The organism is Micromonospora salmantinae (genome assembly GCF_022230905.1).
Taxonomy (GTDB): Bacteria; Actinomycetota; Actinomycetes; order Mycobacteriales; family Micromonosporaceae; genus Micromonospora; species Micromonospora salmantinae.
In genome coordinates, this window is record NZ_JAKKFG010000004.1 from 432,390 (window position 1) to 448,537 (window position 16,148).

9 protein-coding genes and 2 pseudogenes are annotated in these 16,148 nt (G+C 69.7%); 9 read left to right on the forward strand and 2 right to left on the reverse strand.

What is annotated here, in order from left to right:
- The first annotated feature begins 139 nt into the window (after positions 1 to 139).
- On the forward strand, positions 140 to 406 hold the full coding sequence (locus PSH03_RS32980) for an nSTAND1 domain-containing NTPase (protein WP_372494705.1): 267 nt from the start codon (positions 140 to 142) through the stop codon (positions 404 to 406).
- Here PSH03_RS32980 and PSH03_RS32775 read toward each other — a convergent pair.
- A pseudogene (locus PSH03_RS32775) lies at positions 319 to 592 on the reverse strand (hypothetical protein); the annotation flags it as partial. The gene PSH03_RS32980 and the pseudogene PSH03_RS32775 sit on opposite strands and share 88 nt — an antisense overlap.
- 280 nt (positions 593 to 872) lie before the next feature.
- Here PSH03_RS32775 and PSH03_RS04385 point away from each other — a divergent pair.
- The 3 genes and pseudogenes from PSH03_RS04385 to PSH03_RS04395 form a co-directional block, all read left to right on the forward strand.
- Positions 873 to 1,247 (forward strand): RICIN domain-containing protein, encoded by a 375-nt coding sequence (locus tag PSH03_RS04385; protein ID WP_210780690.1) that lies wholly within the window; start codon positions 873 to 875, stop codon positions 1,245 to 1,247.
- 107 nt (positions 1,248 to 1,354) lie between these two features.
- On the forward strand, positions 1,355 to 1,513 hold the full coding sequence (locus PSH03_RS04390; protein ID WP_210780689.1) for a hypothetical protein: 159 nt from the start codon (positions 1,355 to 1,357) through the stop codon (positions 1,511 to 1,513).
- Positions 1,514 to 1,519: 6 nt separating this feature from the next.
- Positions 1,520 to 1,843: pseudogene (locus tag PSH03_RS04395) on the forward strand (IS701 family transposase); the annotation flags it as partial.
- Positions 1,844 to 2,017: 174 nt separating this feature from the next.
- On the opposite strand, the gene PSH03_RS04400 reads toward PSH03_RS04395, so the two are convergent.
- On the reverse strand, positions 2,018 to 2,164 hold the full coding sequence (locus PSH03_RS04400; RefSeq protein WP_210780687.1) for a hypothetical protein: 147 nt from the start codon (positions 2,162 to 2,164) through the stop codon (positions 2,018 to 2,020).
- 336 nt (positions 2,165 to 2,500) lie between these two features.
- Between PSH03_RS04400 and PSH03_RS04405 the strand changes: the two genes are divergently transcribed.
- Genes PSH03_RS04405 through PSH03_RS04425 form a run of 5 tightly spaced genes read left to right on the forward strand, consistent with a single transcriptional unit; the run spans position 2,501 to position 16,148 of the window.
- Entirely contained in the window at positions 2,501 to 3,361 is an 861-nt protein-coding gene (locus tag PSH03_RS04405) for a fatty acid desaturase family protein (RefSeq protein ID WP_238688333.1), read from the forward strand.
- Entirely contained in the window at positions 3,358 to 6,645 is a 3,288-nt protein-coding gene (locus PSH03_RS04410) for a non-ribosomal peptide synthetase (RefSeq protein ID WP_238688334.1), read from the forward strand. Before PSH03_RS04405 ends, PSH03_RS04410 begins: the two co-directional genes overlap by 4 nt.
- Positions 6,642 to 14,432 carry a non-ribosomal peptide synthetase gene (locus PSH03_RS04415; RefSeq protein ID WP_238688335.1) on the forward strand — a complete coding sequence of 2,597 codons (7,791 nt, stop codon included), beginning with the start codon at positions 6,642 to 6,644 and terminating at the stop codon, positions 14,430 to 14,432. Before PSH03_RS04410 ends, PSH03_RS04415 begins: the two co-directional genes overlap by 4 nt.
- Positions 14,419 to 14,889 (forward strand): cobalamin B12-binding domain-containing protein, encoded by a 471-nt coding sequence (locus tag PSH03_RS04420; protein ID WP_210780683.1) that lies wholly within the window; start codon positions 14,419 to 14,421, stop codon positions 14,887 to 14,889. The genes PSH03_RS04415 and PSH03_RS04420 overlap by 14 nt, the downstream gene beginning before the upstream one ends.
- Positions 14,889 to 16,148: a methylaspartate mutase gene (locus tag PSH03_RS04425; RefSeq protein ID WP_210780682.1), complete on the forward strand. Its 1,260-nt coding sequence runs from the start codon at positions 14,889 to 14,891 to the stop codon at positions 16,146 to 16,148. Before PSH03_RS04420 ends, PSH03_RS04425 begins: the two co-directional genes overlap by 1 nt.

The window sequence follows — 16,148 nt, forward strand, 5'->3', positions numbered from 1 at the left end:
TGGCGGCGGGGCAGCCGAGCTATCGGGAGATGTCCAGACGCGCGCACCTCGCCGTGACCGCACTGTCCGAGGCGGCGGGCGGCCAGGCGCTTCCCCAGTTTGCCGGTGACTCTTTCCCCCGTGGCGGCCTGTGGCGGAGATGTTCGGGAGTGGAAAAAACGATGGCGATCGCTGTACGGCGAGGTCGGTTCGGGGTCGTGCGAACGACGCTCCACACGTGCCGTGCCTTGGCCTGTCAACCTTCCACTCGGATGATGCCGAATGGTTCTTCGGCCGCGCGAAGCTGGTCGAAGAACTGCGTGCCAGAATTGCTGACAACTACTTCTTCACGGTCTTCGCCGCATCTGGTGCGGGGAAGTCTTCGCTGCTCCGGATCTTGGCCTGTTCTTGGTGTCGACGTCGATAGATGGACCAGGCGATGACGTCGGCGATGCGCCGTGCGGGTTCGATGACCAGGGCGTGGAACAGGCGGCGTAGTTCGTTGACGGTGATGCCGATCAGGCCGTCCGGGCTGGTGGTGCAGCGGGACGAGGTCGGGTGACCAGCAGCGGTAGAACGCCAACTCCCCGGTGGTGCGGTTGCGGCGGATCAGCGGACCGGTGTCCTGCGGGATCGCCCAGACCTCGCAAACATCGCCTTGTCGATGTCGGCCTGGCTTACGGCCGCAGCGGCAGAGGTGCCGCCCTTGCCGTCGCCGCGCGGCCAGCGCGGCACTCAACGACACCGCTCCGGCCGCGGCGAGCAAGGTTCGGCGGCTTACCGGGAACTGTGGGGACAATGTGGCGATAGTGAGTTCCCATCAAAAAGGCAGGGGGGACTGGCCGATCATTGTCGAGGTGGGCGTCGGCGGGAATGTCAGCCTGTATCCCGGGATGACGTACGCCAACTTCGTGGTGATCCCGCACTACGTCGACGGCTTCGGCAGGTACGGGGAGGGCCTGATCACCGTGAACGGGCGGCCCGACGGCGAGGGCGAGTACATCTGGCCGGCATGCAACAACAAGCAGGGCTTCGAGTGGTTCGCCTCGGCAACCCTGGCCAAGCGCGGCAAGGGCGCCACCGACCTGCGTCCGTACACGCTGCTGTCCGCCTGGGCCAGCGTCGTGCCCGGCGTGCGGTCCACCGACTTCACCCCGGAGGAGGGCGGCCACCCTATCTACGCCGCCTCCACCAGCGACGGCGCGCAGGTCGTGCAGTGGACCGCCAACAGCGGGACCAACCAGCAATGGCAGTTCGTACCCGCCTGACCAGTGGCAGAGGTGAGTGTCAAGTTCGGCCGCCGGTAACGAGCTGCCGATCGTCGCGCCGACTCGGGGGCACGGTTTGTGCCCCCGAGTCGGTCGCGATCCAATCGGTGACCATCCCGCAGGACGGCCTACGCGAACTCGACCGGGTGTCGGCCCCGGACCTCAACTATCCGTATCCGTGGCTGGCGTCGATCGCCGTCCCGCTGACCCAGTCGGGCACCCGGATCAACGGCGTCGGCTCGCCGACATACCGCCGGCAGGTCTGACGGATGCGTGGCCCTCGCCTCTACGACTGGGCCTGGCTCGATGAGGTCACTACCGACACCGACCCGGACGACCACGGCAGGAACAGCCTGCTGATCCGCAAGAACTACACCACCGGTGAGCTGGCCTTCTACCGCTGCTGCAGTCCGCAACCAGTCAGCCTCGCCACGCTCGTGCGCGTCGCAGGGATCCGCCGGACCGTCGAAGACGGCTTCCAAGCAGCGAAAAGTCAGGTTGGTCTCGACCGGCACCAAGTCCGGCACTGGAACTCCTGGCACCGCTTCACCGCCCTCGCGCTGGCCGCTCTCGCCGTCCTGACGATCTGCGCCGCAGACGCCTGATCTACACCATCATCATCGAACCGGTCCGCCACCTGTCCCATCGATTGCACTGGTCAGGGTGCTGCCACGGATGACTCCCTTCAACTGCACCAGAGCATGATCGAAGGCCTCCGAGCTACCGGGGGAACCTCACCGTTAGCGAGACAGCTCCTGTGACGGCGTCGGTCAGCCGATCGGCCGTCCCCAGGGCGTGTCGTCGGCGAGGACGTGCTCAGCCGCCGCGGAAGTCTGCACTCTGACGCCGCTCACCGACACGACGCCCAGCGCGAGGGCGACGGCGAGGACGAGTGCCTGGATGCGGTTCCTGCTCATGGGCTCTCCTGGTGCGGCTAGCAGTGCGTTGCGCCCGTGCCGCCGCTGCACGACGGCCGGGGTCGGACTCATCTGACCGAGGCTCGCCATGGATACCCAATGAAAAGACCTTCGATCCGCTATGCCTCCCCGGTGGCTGCTCGATGGCGGGTGAAAGCCCGATTGATAAGCATTTCGACCAGCCTTCCTGGTGAGACGAGAACCGGTATCCCGCGCAGGAGCCCCGACACCGACGGGAGGGCCGAGGCGCTGGCGGTGGGTATCGCACGAGCTTGAGGAGTTGCCGTGGTCAACGTCATGTCGGGCAGAACATCCAGGCTAGCCCGCACGAGTAGGGTGAGCGGCCGCGACCGGGCCGGCTTCGTCGGCAGGGTGGTCGTTTGTGCGGCACTGGCGACGGGCGGTGGGGCCCTGGCCCTGCTCGCCCCGTGGCCGCTGCGCATCGTCGGATACGTCGTGCTCGCCGCGATGTTCGTGCACGCCGTTGAACTGCAGCACCAGGTGCTGCATCACACGGCCTTCGTCAACCAGCGCCCGCACCGTCCGGTCGGGGTGGTTCTCGGTCTGCCGATGATGGTCAACTACACCCACTACCGGTTGAAGCACCTACAGCATCACAAGTATCTGGGGACCGACCGGGACACCGAGTTCTTCCAGTTCGACACCCGGCAGCCGCTTACCCCGGCCCGGCTCCTGCGCGCGACGTTCCACTACGGACGCTGGCTCCAAGTGCTGAAGAACTGCGTCACGTCGTACACCGGAACATGGAAGCCGGACTTCGCCGGCGTCCCCGAGCGGATGGCCGACCGCATCCGCGCCGAGTACCGGTTGCTCGGCGGGATCATCGTGGTGGTGACCGGGCTGTCCGTGGCGACCGGCTCGCTGGCAGCCGTGCACCTGTGGGTGATCCCGCTGCTCCTGGCCGAGCCACTGCACTTCCTCGTCGAGCTGCCGGAACACGTGTTCTGCGAGAACGACACCCAGGACGTCATGCGGAACACCCGCACCATCGCGGGAAGCCGTTTTTCGACCTGGTTCACCAACAGCAACAACCTGCACGTGGAACACCACTGGCAGATGACCGTACCCATGCAGAATCTGCCCGAGATCCACCCCGACTTAGCCCCGAAGCAGCAGTACCTTTGCCGTACGTACTGGGACTTCTACCGCTCGCTGCTGACGCAGGTACTGCGGTGACCAGCGCCCCCCGCCTTGTCGCCGAGGCCGACACCGACCAGGCCCAGCCGCAGCAACAGCCGCACGGCGGGCCGCTGTCTCCCGCGCAGTTCGGGGTGTGGGCCGCCGCGCAGCTCGGTGGAAGTGCGCTGTACACGATTCCCTTCGCACTGGCCGTCGAGGGCCCGGTGGACGAGGTCGCGCTCGCCGAGGCAGTCCGGCGGGTCGTCGACCGGCACGAGGTGCTGCGGACCACCGTCGGGACCTCCGAGGACGGGCCGGTACAGGTCATCCACCCGGCGGCGGTGGCTCCGCAGTGGCAGGTGGCCGGAGGAGATGGCTCGGACGGGCACATCCGCAAGCTCCTGCGCGCCGCCGTCACGGTGCCCTTCGACCTGACGTCGGAGGAGCCGCTGATCCGCGCACGGGCCGTGCGGCTGAGCACCGACCGGCGGGTACTGCTCTTCACCGTTCATCACCTGTGCTTCGACGGAGCATCCATCGGCCTCTTCGTCGAGGAGTTGCTTCAGCGTTACGCCGAGGTGGTGGCGGGACTGCCGTCTCCGCCGCCGGACGAGATCCAGTACCTGGACTTCGCCGCCTGGCAACTCGACCGGCTGGCCGACGGGTCGTGGGACGGACAGCGCGCCTTCTGGCGGCAACGGCTACGCGACCTGCCCCCGTCCAGCGCCCCACCCGCCGACCGGCAGGCGCCGGCCTCCGACGCGGGCGCGACCTCGGAGGTCTTCCTTCCCCCGGCCGTCGGGTCGGCGCTGGACGATCTGGCGCGAGCCAGCGCCAGCAGTCGATTCATGATCATCATGGCGGCCCTGCACCTGCTGTTGCACCGGGTCACCGGTCAACGGGAGGCCTGCGTCGGTACCCCCTTGACGCAGAGAAGTGCGGCGGAGACCCGGTCGATGATCGGCCTGCTGCTCAACACCGTCCTGGTGCGGGCCGACACCGCCGCGGCCCGTACCTTCCGGGATCTTGTTCTGGCGGTCCGCGACGAGGTCCTTCGGGTCTACGACAACCAGGACCTGCCGTTCGAGATTGTGCAGCGCGAGGCGTGGTCGACCCGGGGAAGCGACCGTCCGGCGCTGATCGACGTGATGCTGAACTACGAGCCGCCGAGCCCCGGCCGCTGGGCGGCCGGCCCCACGACGCTGCGCCTCGTCGACTGTCCGGACCAGGAGGCGAAGTTCCCGCTGACCGTCTACGTCCGCGACGGCGACCCCGTCCGCATCAGGGTCAGCTACCGCACCTCCACCTACACGTCCGCCCGGATGGCGGCCTGGACCAACCAACTGGCGCATTTGCTCGGCGCGGTCACCGCCGACCCCGACCGCCCTCTGGACGAGTACTCTCTCGCCACCGCCACGCCCGACGTGCTACCCGATCCGACCCTGCCGCTCGACCGTCCGGCGATGCCGACCGTGGTGGATATGTTCCGCGCGGAGGCCCACTCGGCCGGCGACCACCTGGCAGTGCAGGACGAGCGGCATCGGCTCTCCTACCGCAACCTCCTCGCCGCCGTCACGCAGGTGGCCACCGACCTGCGGGAACGAGGTGTCGGCCCGGGTGATCGGGTGGCCGTGATCTGCGGCCGGTCCGCAGCGACGGTGAGCGCCCTTCTCGGCACCATGACGGCCGGCGCGGTGTTCATGCCCGTGGACGAGCGCCTGCCCGAGCAGCGCATCCGGGACCTCGTCGCGGCCGCGGCACCGGCGGCGGTCATCCGACTCGGCGCGGATCCGTCGGGCACCGACCATCGGTGGCTCGCCGCTCCCAGCAGGGCCAGCCAGAGCAGCGGGTCAACGCCGGAGCACGACAGCCTGCCGAGGCCCGATTCCCCCGCGTACCTCTACTTCACGTCCGGCACGACCGGACGACCGAAGGCGGTCCTCGGGCGGCACGACAGCCTCGCGCATTTTCTCCGTTGGGAGGCGGCAGCCTTCGGCGTCACCCACCGCGACCGGGTCTCGCAGCTCACGACCGTCTCCTTCGACCCGTTCCTCCGGGACGTGCTGCTGCCGCTGACGACAGGCGCGACGCTCTGCATCCCCGCCGAGGAGACCCTGTCCGAGCCGCAGCGGATCTGGCGGTGGATCCGCGACGAGCGCGTCACCGTCGTGCACGCCGTACCGTCGCTGATGAAGTGGTGGCTGGGTGCCGCCGACACCGGGCGGCCGGCGGACCTGCGTCTCGTCCTGTTCGCCGGAGAACCCCTGCCGCCCATGCTGGTAAGGCAGTTGCGGGACCGGACGAGCCGGGACCTCACGGTGGTCAACCTCTACGGCCCCACCGAGACCACACTCGCCGCGTGCCACTACGTGGTTCCGCCGGCCGCCTCGGAAACCCTGCCGGTCGGCCGCCCCATCCCCGACACACAAGCGCTGGTGCTTTCCCCGGGGAATCGGCTGTGCGGGGTGGGCGAGGTGGGAGAAATTTGCATCCGGACGCGGTTCCACGCCGAGTCCGGCGACCCGACGGCGGGCACCCTGCCGGGCTTCCAACCCAACCCGTACCGGGACGACCCGGACGACGTCATCTACCACACCGGTGATCTTGGTCGGTACCGCGCCGACGGCCAGTTGGAGATACTCGGCCGCCAGGACCACCAGATCAAGATTCGTGGTACGCGGATCGCGCCGAACGAGATCGCCGCGGTACTCGCCCAGCACCCGGACGTCCGGGCCAGCGTCGTCCGCGACTGGCCTGACGCCGACGGCCTGGTACGACTGGTCGGCTACGTCGTGGGCCACCCGGACCGGACGCCCGAGCCGACGGTGCTCCGCAAGTGGGCCGCCGCCCGGCTGCCCCGGGTCATGGTGCCCCATCAGGTGGTGGTCCTGGACGCGTTGCCCCTCACGCCCAACGGCAAGGTCGACCGGGCACGGCTACCACAGCCGGTCGACGCCGATGACGACGAGCGGGAGCCGGAGAGCGAACTGGAGAAGTGGCTCTGCGCACTCATGGGTGACGTCCTCGGCCGCGGCCCGGTCGGCGTGGACCAGGACTTCTTCGATCTCGGCGGGCACTCCCTGCTGATCACCCAGCTCATTGCCCGAATCGACGAGAAGCTCGGCCAGCGGTTGGGCTTCGCGGTCGTCTTCAACCATCCGACGGCGGCCGAACTCGCTGCCGTCCTGACCACCGCCGACGGGACGCCACGGGTCGTCGCGGCACCGCCGGCCCCTGTCGAGGCGTGCCCCGCGCCGCCGATCGCCGACCTCGCGGACCTCGACGACGACGAGCGCGAACTGCTCGCCGCCCTAATGACCGTCAGAGAGGATGACCAATGACCGTCCCCAGCGCTGTGCGGCGGAAGGACCCGACCGAGGGGCTGGAAAGGGCACGTCCGCTGATCGACACCGAGCGCCTGCTGCCCCTCTCCGCGGGCCAGCGGCGGCTGTGGCTCCTCGACCACCTGAATCCCGACGACGCCGCCTACAGCGTCAACAACGTCCTGGTGCTGACCGGTGACCTGGACACCGAGGCCCTTCGCGGAGCGGTCGAGACGACCGTGCGGCGACACGAGGCGCTGCGCACCTGTTACCCCACCGTCGGGGGAGTGCCGTACCAACTGGTCCGAGACAGCGTCGACGTGCAGTTCGCCACGTACGACGAGCGGTCGGCCGGACCGAACGCCGCCTGGGAGCGGATCCGCGCCGCCGCGCGACTCCCCTTCGACCTGGCCCGGGGCCCCCTCTTCCGGACGGTCCTGGTGCGTTCCGGTGCCGAGAAGCACCTACTGCTGATGAACGTGCACCACTCGGTCGCGGACGGCTGGTCGACCGGGCTGATCATGCGCGACATCCTGGCCTGTTACTCGGCGCAACTCGGCCATGTCGAGCCGCCGCCGCCACCCGCCGCCCAATACCGCGACTTCGTCAGGTGGCAGCGGGACCGGCAGCACAGCCCCGACATCGCCGACCAGCTGGAGTACTGGAAGGACCAGCTCGCCGGTCCCCTCGGCGTCGTCCGGCTGCCCGCCGACGACACCCGGCCGGCGGCGCGCTCCGCCAAGGGCGGGACCAGCGCTTTCGCCGTACCGCCGGAGCTCACCGACACGCTGGCAGACCTGTGCCGGCAGACCCGCACCACGCCGTACATCGTGCTACTGGCGGCCTTCAAGGTGCTGTTGTACCGCTACACCCGGCAGACCGACGTCGTCGTCGGCTCCCCGGTGGCCAATCGGACCCGGCGGGAGTTCGAGGACGTCGTCGGGTACCTCGGCAACACCCTCGCCATGCGGACCGACCTGTCCGGGAACCCGACCTTCCGTGACGTGCTCGACCGAGTGCGCCGCACCGCGCTCGACGCCTTCACCCACCAGGACGTGCCGTTCGACACGGTCGTCGAGGCGGTCGCGCCGACCCGCGAGACCGACGTGTCACCGGTCTTCCAGACGTCGTTCGTGCTCCAGTCCGATCCGGTCACGGTGGCGAGCGAAGAGCTGTCCGTGCAGGCCGTCCCGATCGACAACGGGTCGGCCAAGTTCGACCTGACGCTGAACATGGCCGAGGACGGCGATCAGCTGCTCGGGCGGTTCGAATACAGCCGGGACCTCTTCGGCACGGCATCCATGGACCGCCTGGTGGCCAACCACCTGACCCTGCTCCACGCCTGCCTGACCAGGCCCGACACCCCGATCGATTACCTCCCGCTGCTGGCGTCCGAGGAGGCGGCCACCCTCGCGCGCTGGAACGACACCACCCGCCCGAGCCCGAGCGGGGTGCCGGTGGACGAACTGTTCCGTCGGCAGGTCGACCGCCGGCCGGCCGCGACCGCGCTGGTCGAGGGCGACCGCAGGTGGACCTACCGGGAATTGGGGGAGTGGGTCGACGACCTGGCCGGCGCGTTGCGCGACGGTGGCCTGCGGCGCGGGGACCGGGTGGGGATCGCGGTGGAGCGGTCAGCCGCCACCATCGCGTGGATGCTGGCCGCGGTGCGCGCCGGCGGCGCGTTCGTGCACTTCGATCCCCAGTATCCGGACGAACGGCTCAGGCTGCTGATCGACGATGCCGCGCCGCGCTTCGTCGTCGCCGCGGAGGACGTCCGGGCCAGGATGGGCTTCGACCCGAACCACACCCTCGCCCCCGACCATCGTCCAGGATCGTCGGCCGTCGCCGTCGACCGGGCGTTCGAGCCGACGGACCTCGCCTGCGTCGTCTACACCTCCGGCTCGACCGGTCGACCCAAGGGCGTGGCCCTGTCCCACCAGGGCATCACGGCTCTCGTCTGCGACGTCGACGAACTCCAGGTCCGTCCGGACGACGTGGTGGCCCAGGCGACACCGCTGACCTTCGACGCCTCGCTGTTCGACGTCTTCGGCGCGCTGTTGAACGGCGCCGCGCTCGCCCTTGCGCCACCTGGACCGGAGACCCTGGACGAACTGTGCGCGCTCTTCTCGGCCACCGGCGTCACCGTGCTCCAGTTGACCCCGGGGCTGTTCCGCCGGCTCGAACCACGCCACCTGGCGGACCTCGGCGGTCTGCGGCTGCTGCTGTCCGGTGGGGACATCATGTCGGTCCGGGCGGCGCGCGACTTCCTCACCGAGGTACCCAACTGCACCTTGCTCAACATCTACGGACCCACCGAGAACACCCAGCTGACCAGCGTGCACCGCGTCACGGCCGTCGACACGACCCGCGCCGTGCCGATCGGACGCCCACTGCCGAACACCACTGTCGACATCGTCGACCCGGCCGGCCAACCGGTGCCGATCGGTGTCCCCGGCGAGTTGTACGCCGGCGGCCTGGGCGTCGCCAACGGCTATCTCAACCTGGCGGAGATGAACGCCGAACGGTTCGTGGCGGACCCCCGTCGCCCCGGCGCCCGCCGGTACCGCACCGGTGATCGGGCGCGCTGGCGTCACGACGGCACCCTGGAGTTTCTGGGCCGGCTCGATGACCAGGTGAAGATCCGGGGCTTCCGGGTCGAGCCGGCCGAGGTACACGCCGCGCTGGTCACCGACGAGCGGATAGCCGACGCGGCGGTGACCGTGGTCCGCAACGACGATGGCGACCGCCAACTGGTCGCCTATCTGGTGGCCGCGACGGACGACCTGGACGTCCGTCAGATCCGGGCCCGGCTCGAGGAGTCCCTGCCGCGCTACCTGCAGCCGGCGTTCCTGGTGCCCGTTCCCAGCCTCCCGCTGACCCGGCACGGAAAGGTGGATTTCGCCCGGCTGCCGGACCCGCGTGTCGGATTCGAGCCGACCGTCGACGAGTACGTGGCTCCGACGACGGAGCTGGAGCGACAGCTCGCGGCCATCTGGTGCCAGGTCCTCAAGGCCGACCGGGTGGGCATCGACGACGACTTCTTCGAGTTGGGCGGCGACTCGATCATCAGCATCCAGATCGTCGCCCGGGCACGGCGTGCCGGTGTTCGGGTTTCACCACGGGACATCCTCGACGCCCGGACGATCCGCCGGCTGGCCGCGCAGGGAGCCGGCGGACAGCCGGAAGCCGTACCGGAGGTCGCCGCGGTGACCGGCGAGCCCTTCCGGCTCAGCCCGATCCAGCGATGGTTCCTGGAACAACCGCTACCGGCCCGTGAGCACTTCAACATGTCCCAGCTGTTCGAGCTGGACGCACACGTCGACCCGGATCTGCTGCGCCACGCGTTGGCCGCCCTCGTGGAGCACCACGACGCACTGCGGCTGCGACTGGTGGGCCCGCCGGACGCCCCGGCCCAACAGTACGGCGGCGAGACGGCCGTCGACCTGGTCCGCCTCGACCTGTCGGGCTGCCCGGAAGCGGAGCAGTGGGGGCGACTGGAACAGCACGCCGCCCGGCTGCAACGCCAGATCCGACTCGACGGCGGCGGTCTCCTGCGGGCCCTGCACGTCGACCGCGGTGACGAGCCCGCCTGGCTCTTGCTGATCATCCATCACCTGGCGGTCGACGGCATCTCCTGGCGCATCCTGATCGACGACCTCCGTGAGGCGTACCAACAGTTGTCCGACGGCCGTCGGCCCGAGCTGCCGGCGCGGACCGCGTCGTTCCAGCAGTGGGTCGAGGCCCTGCACACCGCAGCGCGGTCGACCACGGCGCAGGCCGCCGCCACCTACTGGATGGAGACGCTGCCGACCGAGACGGCGCCGCTGCCCACCGACCGCGACGGTACGAACAGTCGCGCCTCGACGGCACGGGTCACCGTCACCCTCGACGAGGCCCAGACCGAGGCCCTGCTCCGCAGAGCGCCCCGGGCCTACCGCTCCGAGATCAACGACATCCTGCTCGGCGCGTTCTCGATCACCATGAGCCGATGGACCGGGCGACGGGAGACCTTCGTCGCCCTCGAATCGCACGGCCGGGAGGACCTCGGCACCGGTCTCGACACCTCCCGCACCGTGGGCTGGTTCACCGGCCTGTACCCGGTGCTGATCACCGCCGAGGACCACTTCGCCGACGACCCGGGGGCCGCGGTGCGGTCGGTCAAGGAGCAGTTGCGCCGGGTTCCCGACCACGGCGTGCCGTACGGCCTTGTCCGGTACCTCACCGGGGACTCCGCGCAGGCGCGATCGCTCACCGCCGCGCCCTGGCCGGAGGTCAGCTTCAACTACCTCGGCCAGTACACCGGCGCCGAGCAGGACGACTCACCCATCGCGCTGAGCCCTCGCCTCGTGTCGAGCGACCGCAGCAACGAGGGGCAACGAAGCTTCCTGATCGAGGTGAACGGCAGCGTCGTCGGCGGGCGACTGCGGCTCATCTGGACCTACAGCACCCAGTGCCACACCACGGAAACCGTCCACCGGCTGGCCGACGACTACCGAGCGACCCTCGTGCGGATCGTGGAACACTGCGCCGAGCGCGCCAGCACCACGTTCACCCCGTCCGACTTCCCGCTGAGCGGACTGGACCAGGCGCAACTGGACCGACTCCTCGCCGACGGTCGTCCGATCGAGGACATCTGGCCGGCCACCCCCCTCCAACAGGGGCTGATGTTCCATTCCCTCTTCGAGCCCGAAGCGGGCATGTACCTCGTCCAGTGGTGCGCCGACTTCGTCGGCGCGTTCGACCCGGAGCACTACGAACAGGCCTGCCGACAGGTCCTCCGACGGCACCCCGCGCTACGGGTGCAGTACGCCTGGGCCGGGGCCAACCGGCTGGTCCAGGTGGTACGGCCGGACCCGGAGCTGACGGTGGCGCACCGGGAGCTCCGGGACGCCCCGGCGCACGACCAGCCGGGCCTGCTCGACAGGTTCCTGACCGAGGATCGGGAGCGAGGGCTGGAGCCGTTCGGCGAGCCACCGATCCGCGTGACGATCCTGCGGCTCGGCGACGACCGGTGCCGGGTGGTGTGGACGTACCACCACGCGCTGCTGGACGGCTGGACCTTCACCCTGGTGATGAACGAGATCGCCGACTCCTACCGGGCCGCGTGCTCCGGCCGGGAGGCGATGCCGCAGGCCCGTCCCTCGTACCGTGGTTATCTCGACTGGCGGTCGGGCCGGGACCCGGAGCGCGCCGCGGCCTACTGGCGCGACCACCTCTCCGGCATCTCCGGGCCCACCGTCCTCGGCATCGAGCGGCCCTCCGACGCGTGCGTCAACGAACGATTCAGCCACTGCCTCACCACGCTCTCCGCAGAGCGGACCGAACGGTTGCGGACGCTCGCGCAGGCCGCCGGGATCACTCTCAACACCCTGTGCCTCGGCGCCTGGGCGTTGACCGCGGCCCGGTACAGCGGCGATCCGTCCGTGGTGGTGGGCGTGACGAGTTCCGGGCGGCCACCCGAGTTGGCCGGTGTCGAGCAGATGGTCGGTCTGTTCATCAACACCCTCCCGCTGCGGCTGCCGGTCGAGCCCTCGGCCCCGGTCAACCGGTGGCTGCGGGAGGTCCAGGCCGCGCAGTGGCGAATGCGTGACTTCGAGGACAGCGCGCTCAGCGCCGTGCAGGAGTGGGTGGGACTCAACGGCCAGGCCTCGCTGTTCGAGCACATCTTCGTCTTCGAGAACTATCCGGTCGAGGATCTGTACGAGCAGGACTGGCACGGGGCGAGGATCGCCTCGCGATACTCCGTCGAACGCACCAACTACCCCCTGGACGTGCTGGTCAGGCCCGGTGCGGAGCTGCAGGTGCAGATTGGCTACGACCGCAACCGCTATCCCGAGCCCGCCGTCGAGCAGTTGTTGAGGCACTACGTGCACGTCCTGGACGCGCTGCTCGGTGAGCCGGAGCGGGAACTCGGCGCCATTTCGATGGCGGACGACGACGAGACGCGGGCGCTCCTGCGGCGGTACGCGCCGCCCTATCAGCTACCGGCGCACGACGACGTGGTGCACCGCCGTTTCGAACGGCAGGTGGAGCTGACTCCGCACGCACCCGCGATCGCCTACGGCACCGACGAACTCACCTACGACGGGTTGAACCAGCGGGCGAACAACCTGGCCGCGCACCTGCTCGCCAACGGTGTCGGCAAGGGCTCCTTCGTGGCCATCAGCAGCACCCGCTGCGTCGAGATGCTGGTCGGGATGCTGGCGATCCTCAAGGCCGGTGCGGCGTACGTGCCGATCTCGCACAAGTACCCACCGGAACGGATCGCCCAGATGATGGACGACGCCGCCGTCACGGCCCTGATCACCCGACGGGATCTCGCTGATCCGCTGCCCGAGCATCCTGCCCGCCAGGTCTACCTCGAGGACTGGTCCTCGGCGCCGGACCGGCGGCTGCCGAACCCCGAGGTCGCGGTATGCGTCGACGACCCGGTCTACGTCTACTTCACCTCCGGATCGACCGGGCGACCCAAGGGCGTCCTGGTCCATCACGGCGGCCTGACGACGACCGTGACCGGCTACTCGACCGCCTACGAACTCGATCGCCGGACCACCGTGCACCTGCAGATGTCGAACATGTCCTTCGACGTCTTCACCGCGGACTGGACCAGGGCCCTGTGCAACGGTAAAAAGCTCGTGCTCTGCCCCGCCGACCTGCTGCTGGATTCGGCCGGGCTGCTCGACCTCATCCGTCGCGAACGCGTCGACTTCGCGGAGTTCATCCCCGTCGTGCTGCGTCGTCTCATCGACCACCTGGAACGCACCGACCAGCGGCTGTCGGCCCTGGAGGTGGCGATCTGCGGCAGCGACGTCTGGTACGGCGACGAGTACATGCGCTTCCGCCGTCTCCTCGGGCCGCAGACCCGGCTGGTGAACAGTTACGGAGTCACCGAGGCGACCGTGGACAACGCGATGTACGAGGACCGCGCCGCCGACCTCGTCCCGGGTCGCCCGGTGCCCGTCGGTGGCCCGTCACCGAACGAGCAGTTGCTGGTCCTCGACGGGAACGGGGCGCTGCAGCCCACCGACGTACCGGGCGAGCTGTGCATCGGCGGCCCGGCCGTGGCCCAGGGATACCTGGGTGCCGAGGAGTTGACCCGGCAGCGCTTCGTTCCCAACCCGTTCGACCCGCGCGGCGGGCGGATGTACCGGACGGGCGACCTGGCCCGCTACTCCTCACAGGGGTACGTGGAGCTTCTCGGCCGAGCCGACGACCAGGTGAAGATCCGCGGATTCCGGATCGAGCTCGGTGAGGTGGAAGTGGCTCTGGAGCAGCATCCAGCCGTCGCCCGTGCCGTCGTCGCGGTGCGTCGCCTCAGCCGCGACGACGCCGGACTGGTCGCCTATCTCGTGCCGGCCGGGACGACGCTACCGACCGTCTCCGCCTTCCGCGGCTTCCTCCGGGGAACCCTGCCCTGGTTCATGATCCCCACGACGTACGAGACGATCGCCGAGGTCCCGACGAACAACAACGGCAAGGTCGACCGGAGCGCGCTGCCGCAACCGTCGACAGAACGGCCCGACGTCGCCGCGGCGTTCGAGGCGCCGTCGACCGACACCGAGCGGAGGGTCGCCACCGCCTGGTCCGAGGTCCTCGGCCTGCCCGAGGTGGGGGTGACCGACGACTTCGTCGAGCTGGGCGGCAGCTCGCTGCGGGCGATGGAGGTCGCGTTCCGGGTACGTCGGGACGTGGGAGCGAACCCCACCATCCGCGACGTCCTGCTCTATCCGACCATCCGCGAGTTCTGCGCGGCCTTGCCGTCCTTCGGCGCCGTCGCCGAGGAGGTTTGCCATGAACGTGTATGAGACCGGGGGGACCCGTCCCACCGCCCTGCTGGCGGGTCCACCGTCGGACGCGCACACCTGGAACCTGCTGTACCTGCAACTGCTGATGACCGAGCTGGGGTGGCAGGTGTCCAACCTGGGCCCGTGCACGCCCGTGCGGTTGCTGGTCGCGGAGTCCGCCCGGTGCGCTCCGGACCTTGTCGTGATCAGCACCGTCAACGGTCACGGTTACCACGAAGGGCTGACCCTGATCCGATCCCTGCGGCGGGAAGCGCACCTCCGCGACACCCCGATCGTCGTCGGCGGCAAGCTCGGGATCGACGGCCCGGACGACGGGAGCCGACTGAAGCGGCTCCGCGACGCCGGTTACGACGACGTCTTCGACGGCGACGGACAGGTGCCCCGGTTCCAGGTCCTGTTGGATTCGTTGCGTCACCACGCCCGCCGGCAGGCGAGCCCGGCACCGGCCGTCCGGTGATGGCTACCGCCACCGGACCCTCGCCGGCTGTCGGGCCCAGCTTCCACACGTTCATCAGTGACGCCCGTCGCGACCGTCGCCTCGTCGTCCAGCCCCGGATGGGCTTCAGCGACACCGGTGCCATGACGGCGGGTCTGCGCGCGACCCGCGCGGCCCGGGCCACCACGGTGGGCACCATCACCGTCGACAGCTACACCCGGACCGGGGAGCTGGGCGCCGTCGAACGCGCGCTGCGCGACGGCGTAGCCCTGAACGGGTACCCGCTGGCGAGCATCGACCCCGGGGTGACCCGGACGATGCTCGGGGAGGTCGGCCACCCGTCCTTCCCGGTACAGGTACGGCACGGCTCGGCGGCGCCGACGAAGATCTTCGAGGCGCTGCTCGAGGCCGGACTCGACGCCACCGAGGGTGGTCCGGTCTCCTACTGCCTGCCGTACAGCCGACGACCGTTGCACCTGGCAGTGGCCGAGTGGGCGCACTGCTGCCGGCGGCTGGCGGCACGACGGGAGGACGGGGCCAACCCGCACCTGGAGAGCTTCGGCGGCTGCATGCTGGGTCAGCTCTGTCCACCGGGTCTGCTCATCGCGATCACCGTCCTGGAGGCGCTCTTCTTCCGCCAGCACGGCATCCGAAGCGTGTCGGTCAGCTTCGCGCAGCAGACCAACCACCGGCAGGATCTCGAGGGGGTGCAGGCCCTCCGCGCGCTCTGCGCGGAGTTGCTGACGGACGTCGACTGGCACGTGGTCGTCTACGCGTACATGGGGGTGTATCCCCGGACTCCGCGAGGCGCGCGGGAGATCCTGCGCGCGGCCGCCCGGCTCGCCCACGGTGGGGGCGCGGCCCGCCTGATCGTGAAGACCACCGCCGAGGCGCACCGCATTCCCACCATCGGGGAGAACGTCGAAGCCCTCGAACTCGCCGCCGCCGCGGCAGCCGACGTGACACCGCAGGCCGTGCCGGACTCCGGGATCCGCGACGAGGCCCGGCAGTTGATCCACGCGGTTCTGTCGATGGACGCGGACGTCGGCCGGGCACTGGTCTCCGCCTTCGCCCGGGGATACCTGGACGTGCCGTACTGCATCCATCCCGACAACCACGCCGCGACCACCACCTCGATGGACGCCGACGGCTGGCTGCGGTGGGCGGACGTGGGGTCGCTGCCCCTCACCCCCGACGCCGTTTCGTCGCCCCCACTGCTGACCTCGGCCGGACTCCTCCGCGCCCTGTCCCACGTACAGCGAAGTTACGACGGCGCCTGA

Bases quoted from the DNA above. Each gene is read 5' to 3' on its own strand.
- PSH03_RS04385 (WP_210780690.1), top strand. From the start codon at position 873: ATGACGTACGCCAACTTCGTGGTGATCCCGCACTACGTCGACGGCTTC.
- PSH03_RS04420 (WP_210780683.1), top strand. From the start codon at position 14,419: ATGAACGTGTATGAGACCGGGGGGACCCGTCCCACCGCCCTGCTGGCG.
- PSH03_RS04415 (WP_238688335.1), top strand. From the start codon at position 6,642: ATGACCGTCCCCAGCGCTGTGCGGCGGAAGGACCCGACCGAGGGGCTG.
- PSH03_RS04425 (WP_210780682.1), top strand. From the start codon at position 14,889: ATGGCTACCGCCACCGGACCCTCGCCGGCTGTCGGGCCCAGCTTCCAC.
- PSH03_RS04400 (WP_210780687.1), bottom strand. From the start codon at position 2,164: ATGAGCAGGAACCGCATCCAGGCACTCGTCCTCGCCGTCGCCCTCGCG.
- PSH03_RS32980 (WP_372494705.1), top strand. From the start codon at position 140: ATGTTCGGGAGTGGAAAAAACGATGGCGATCGCTGTACGGCGAGGTCG.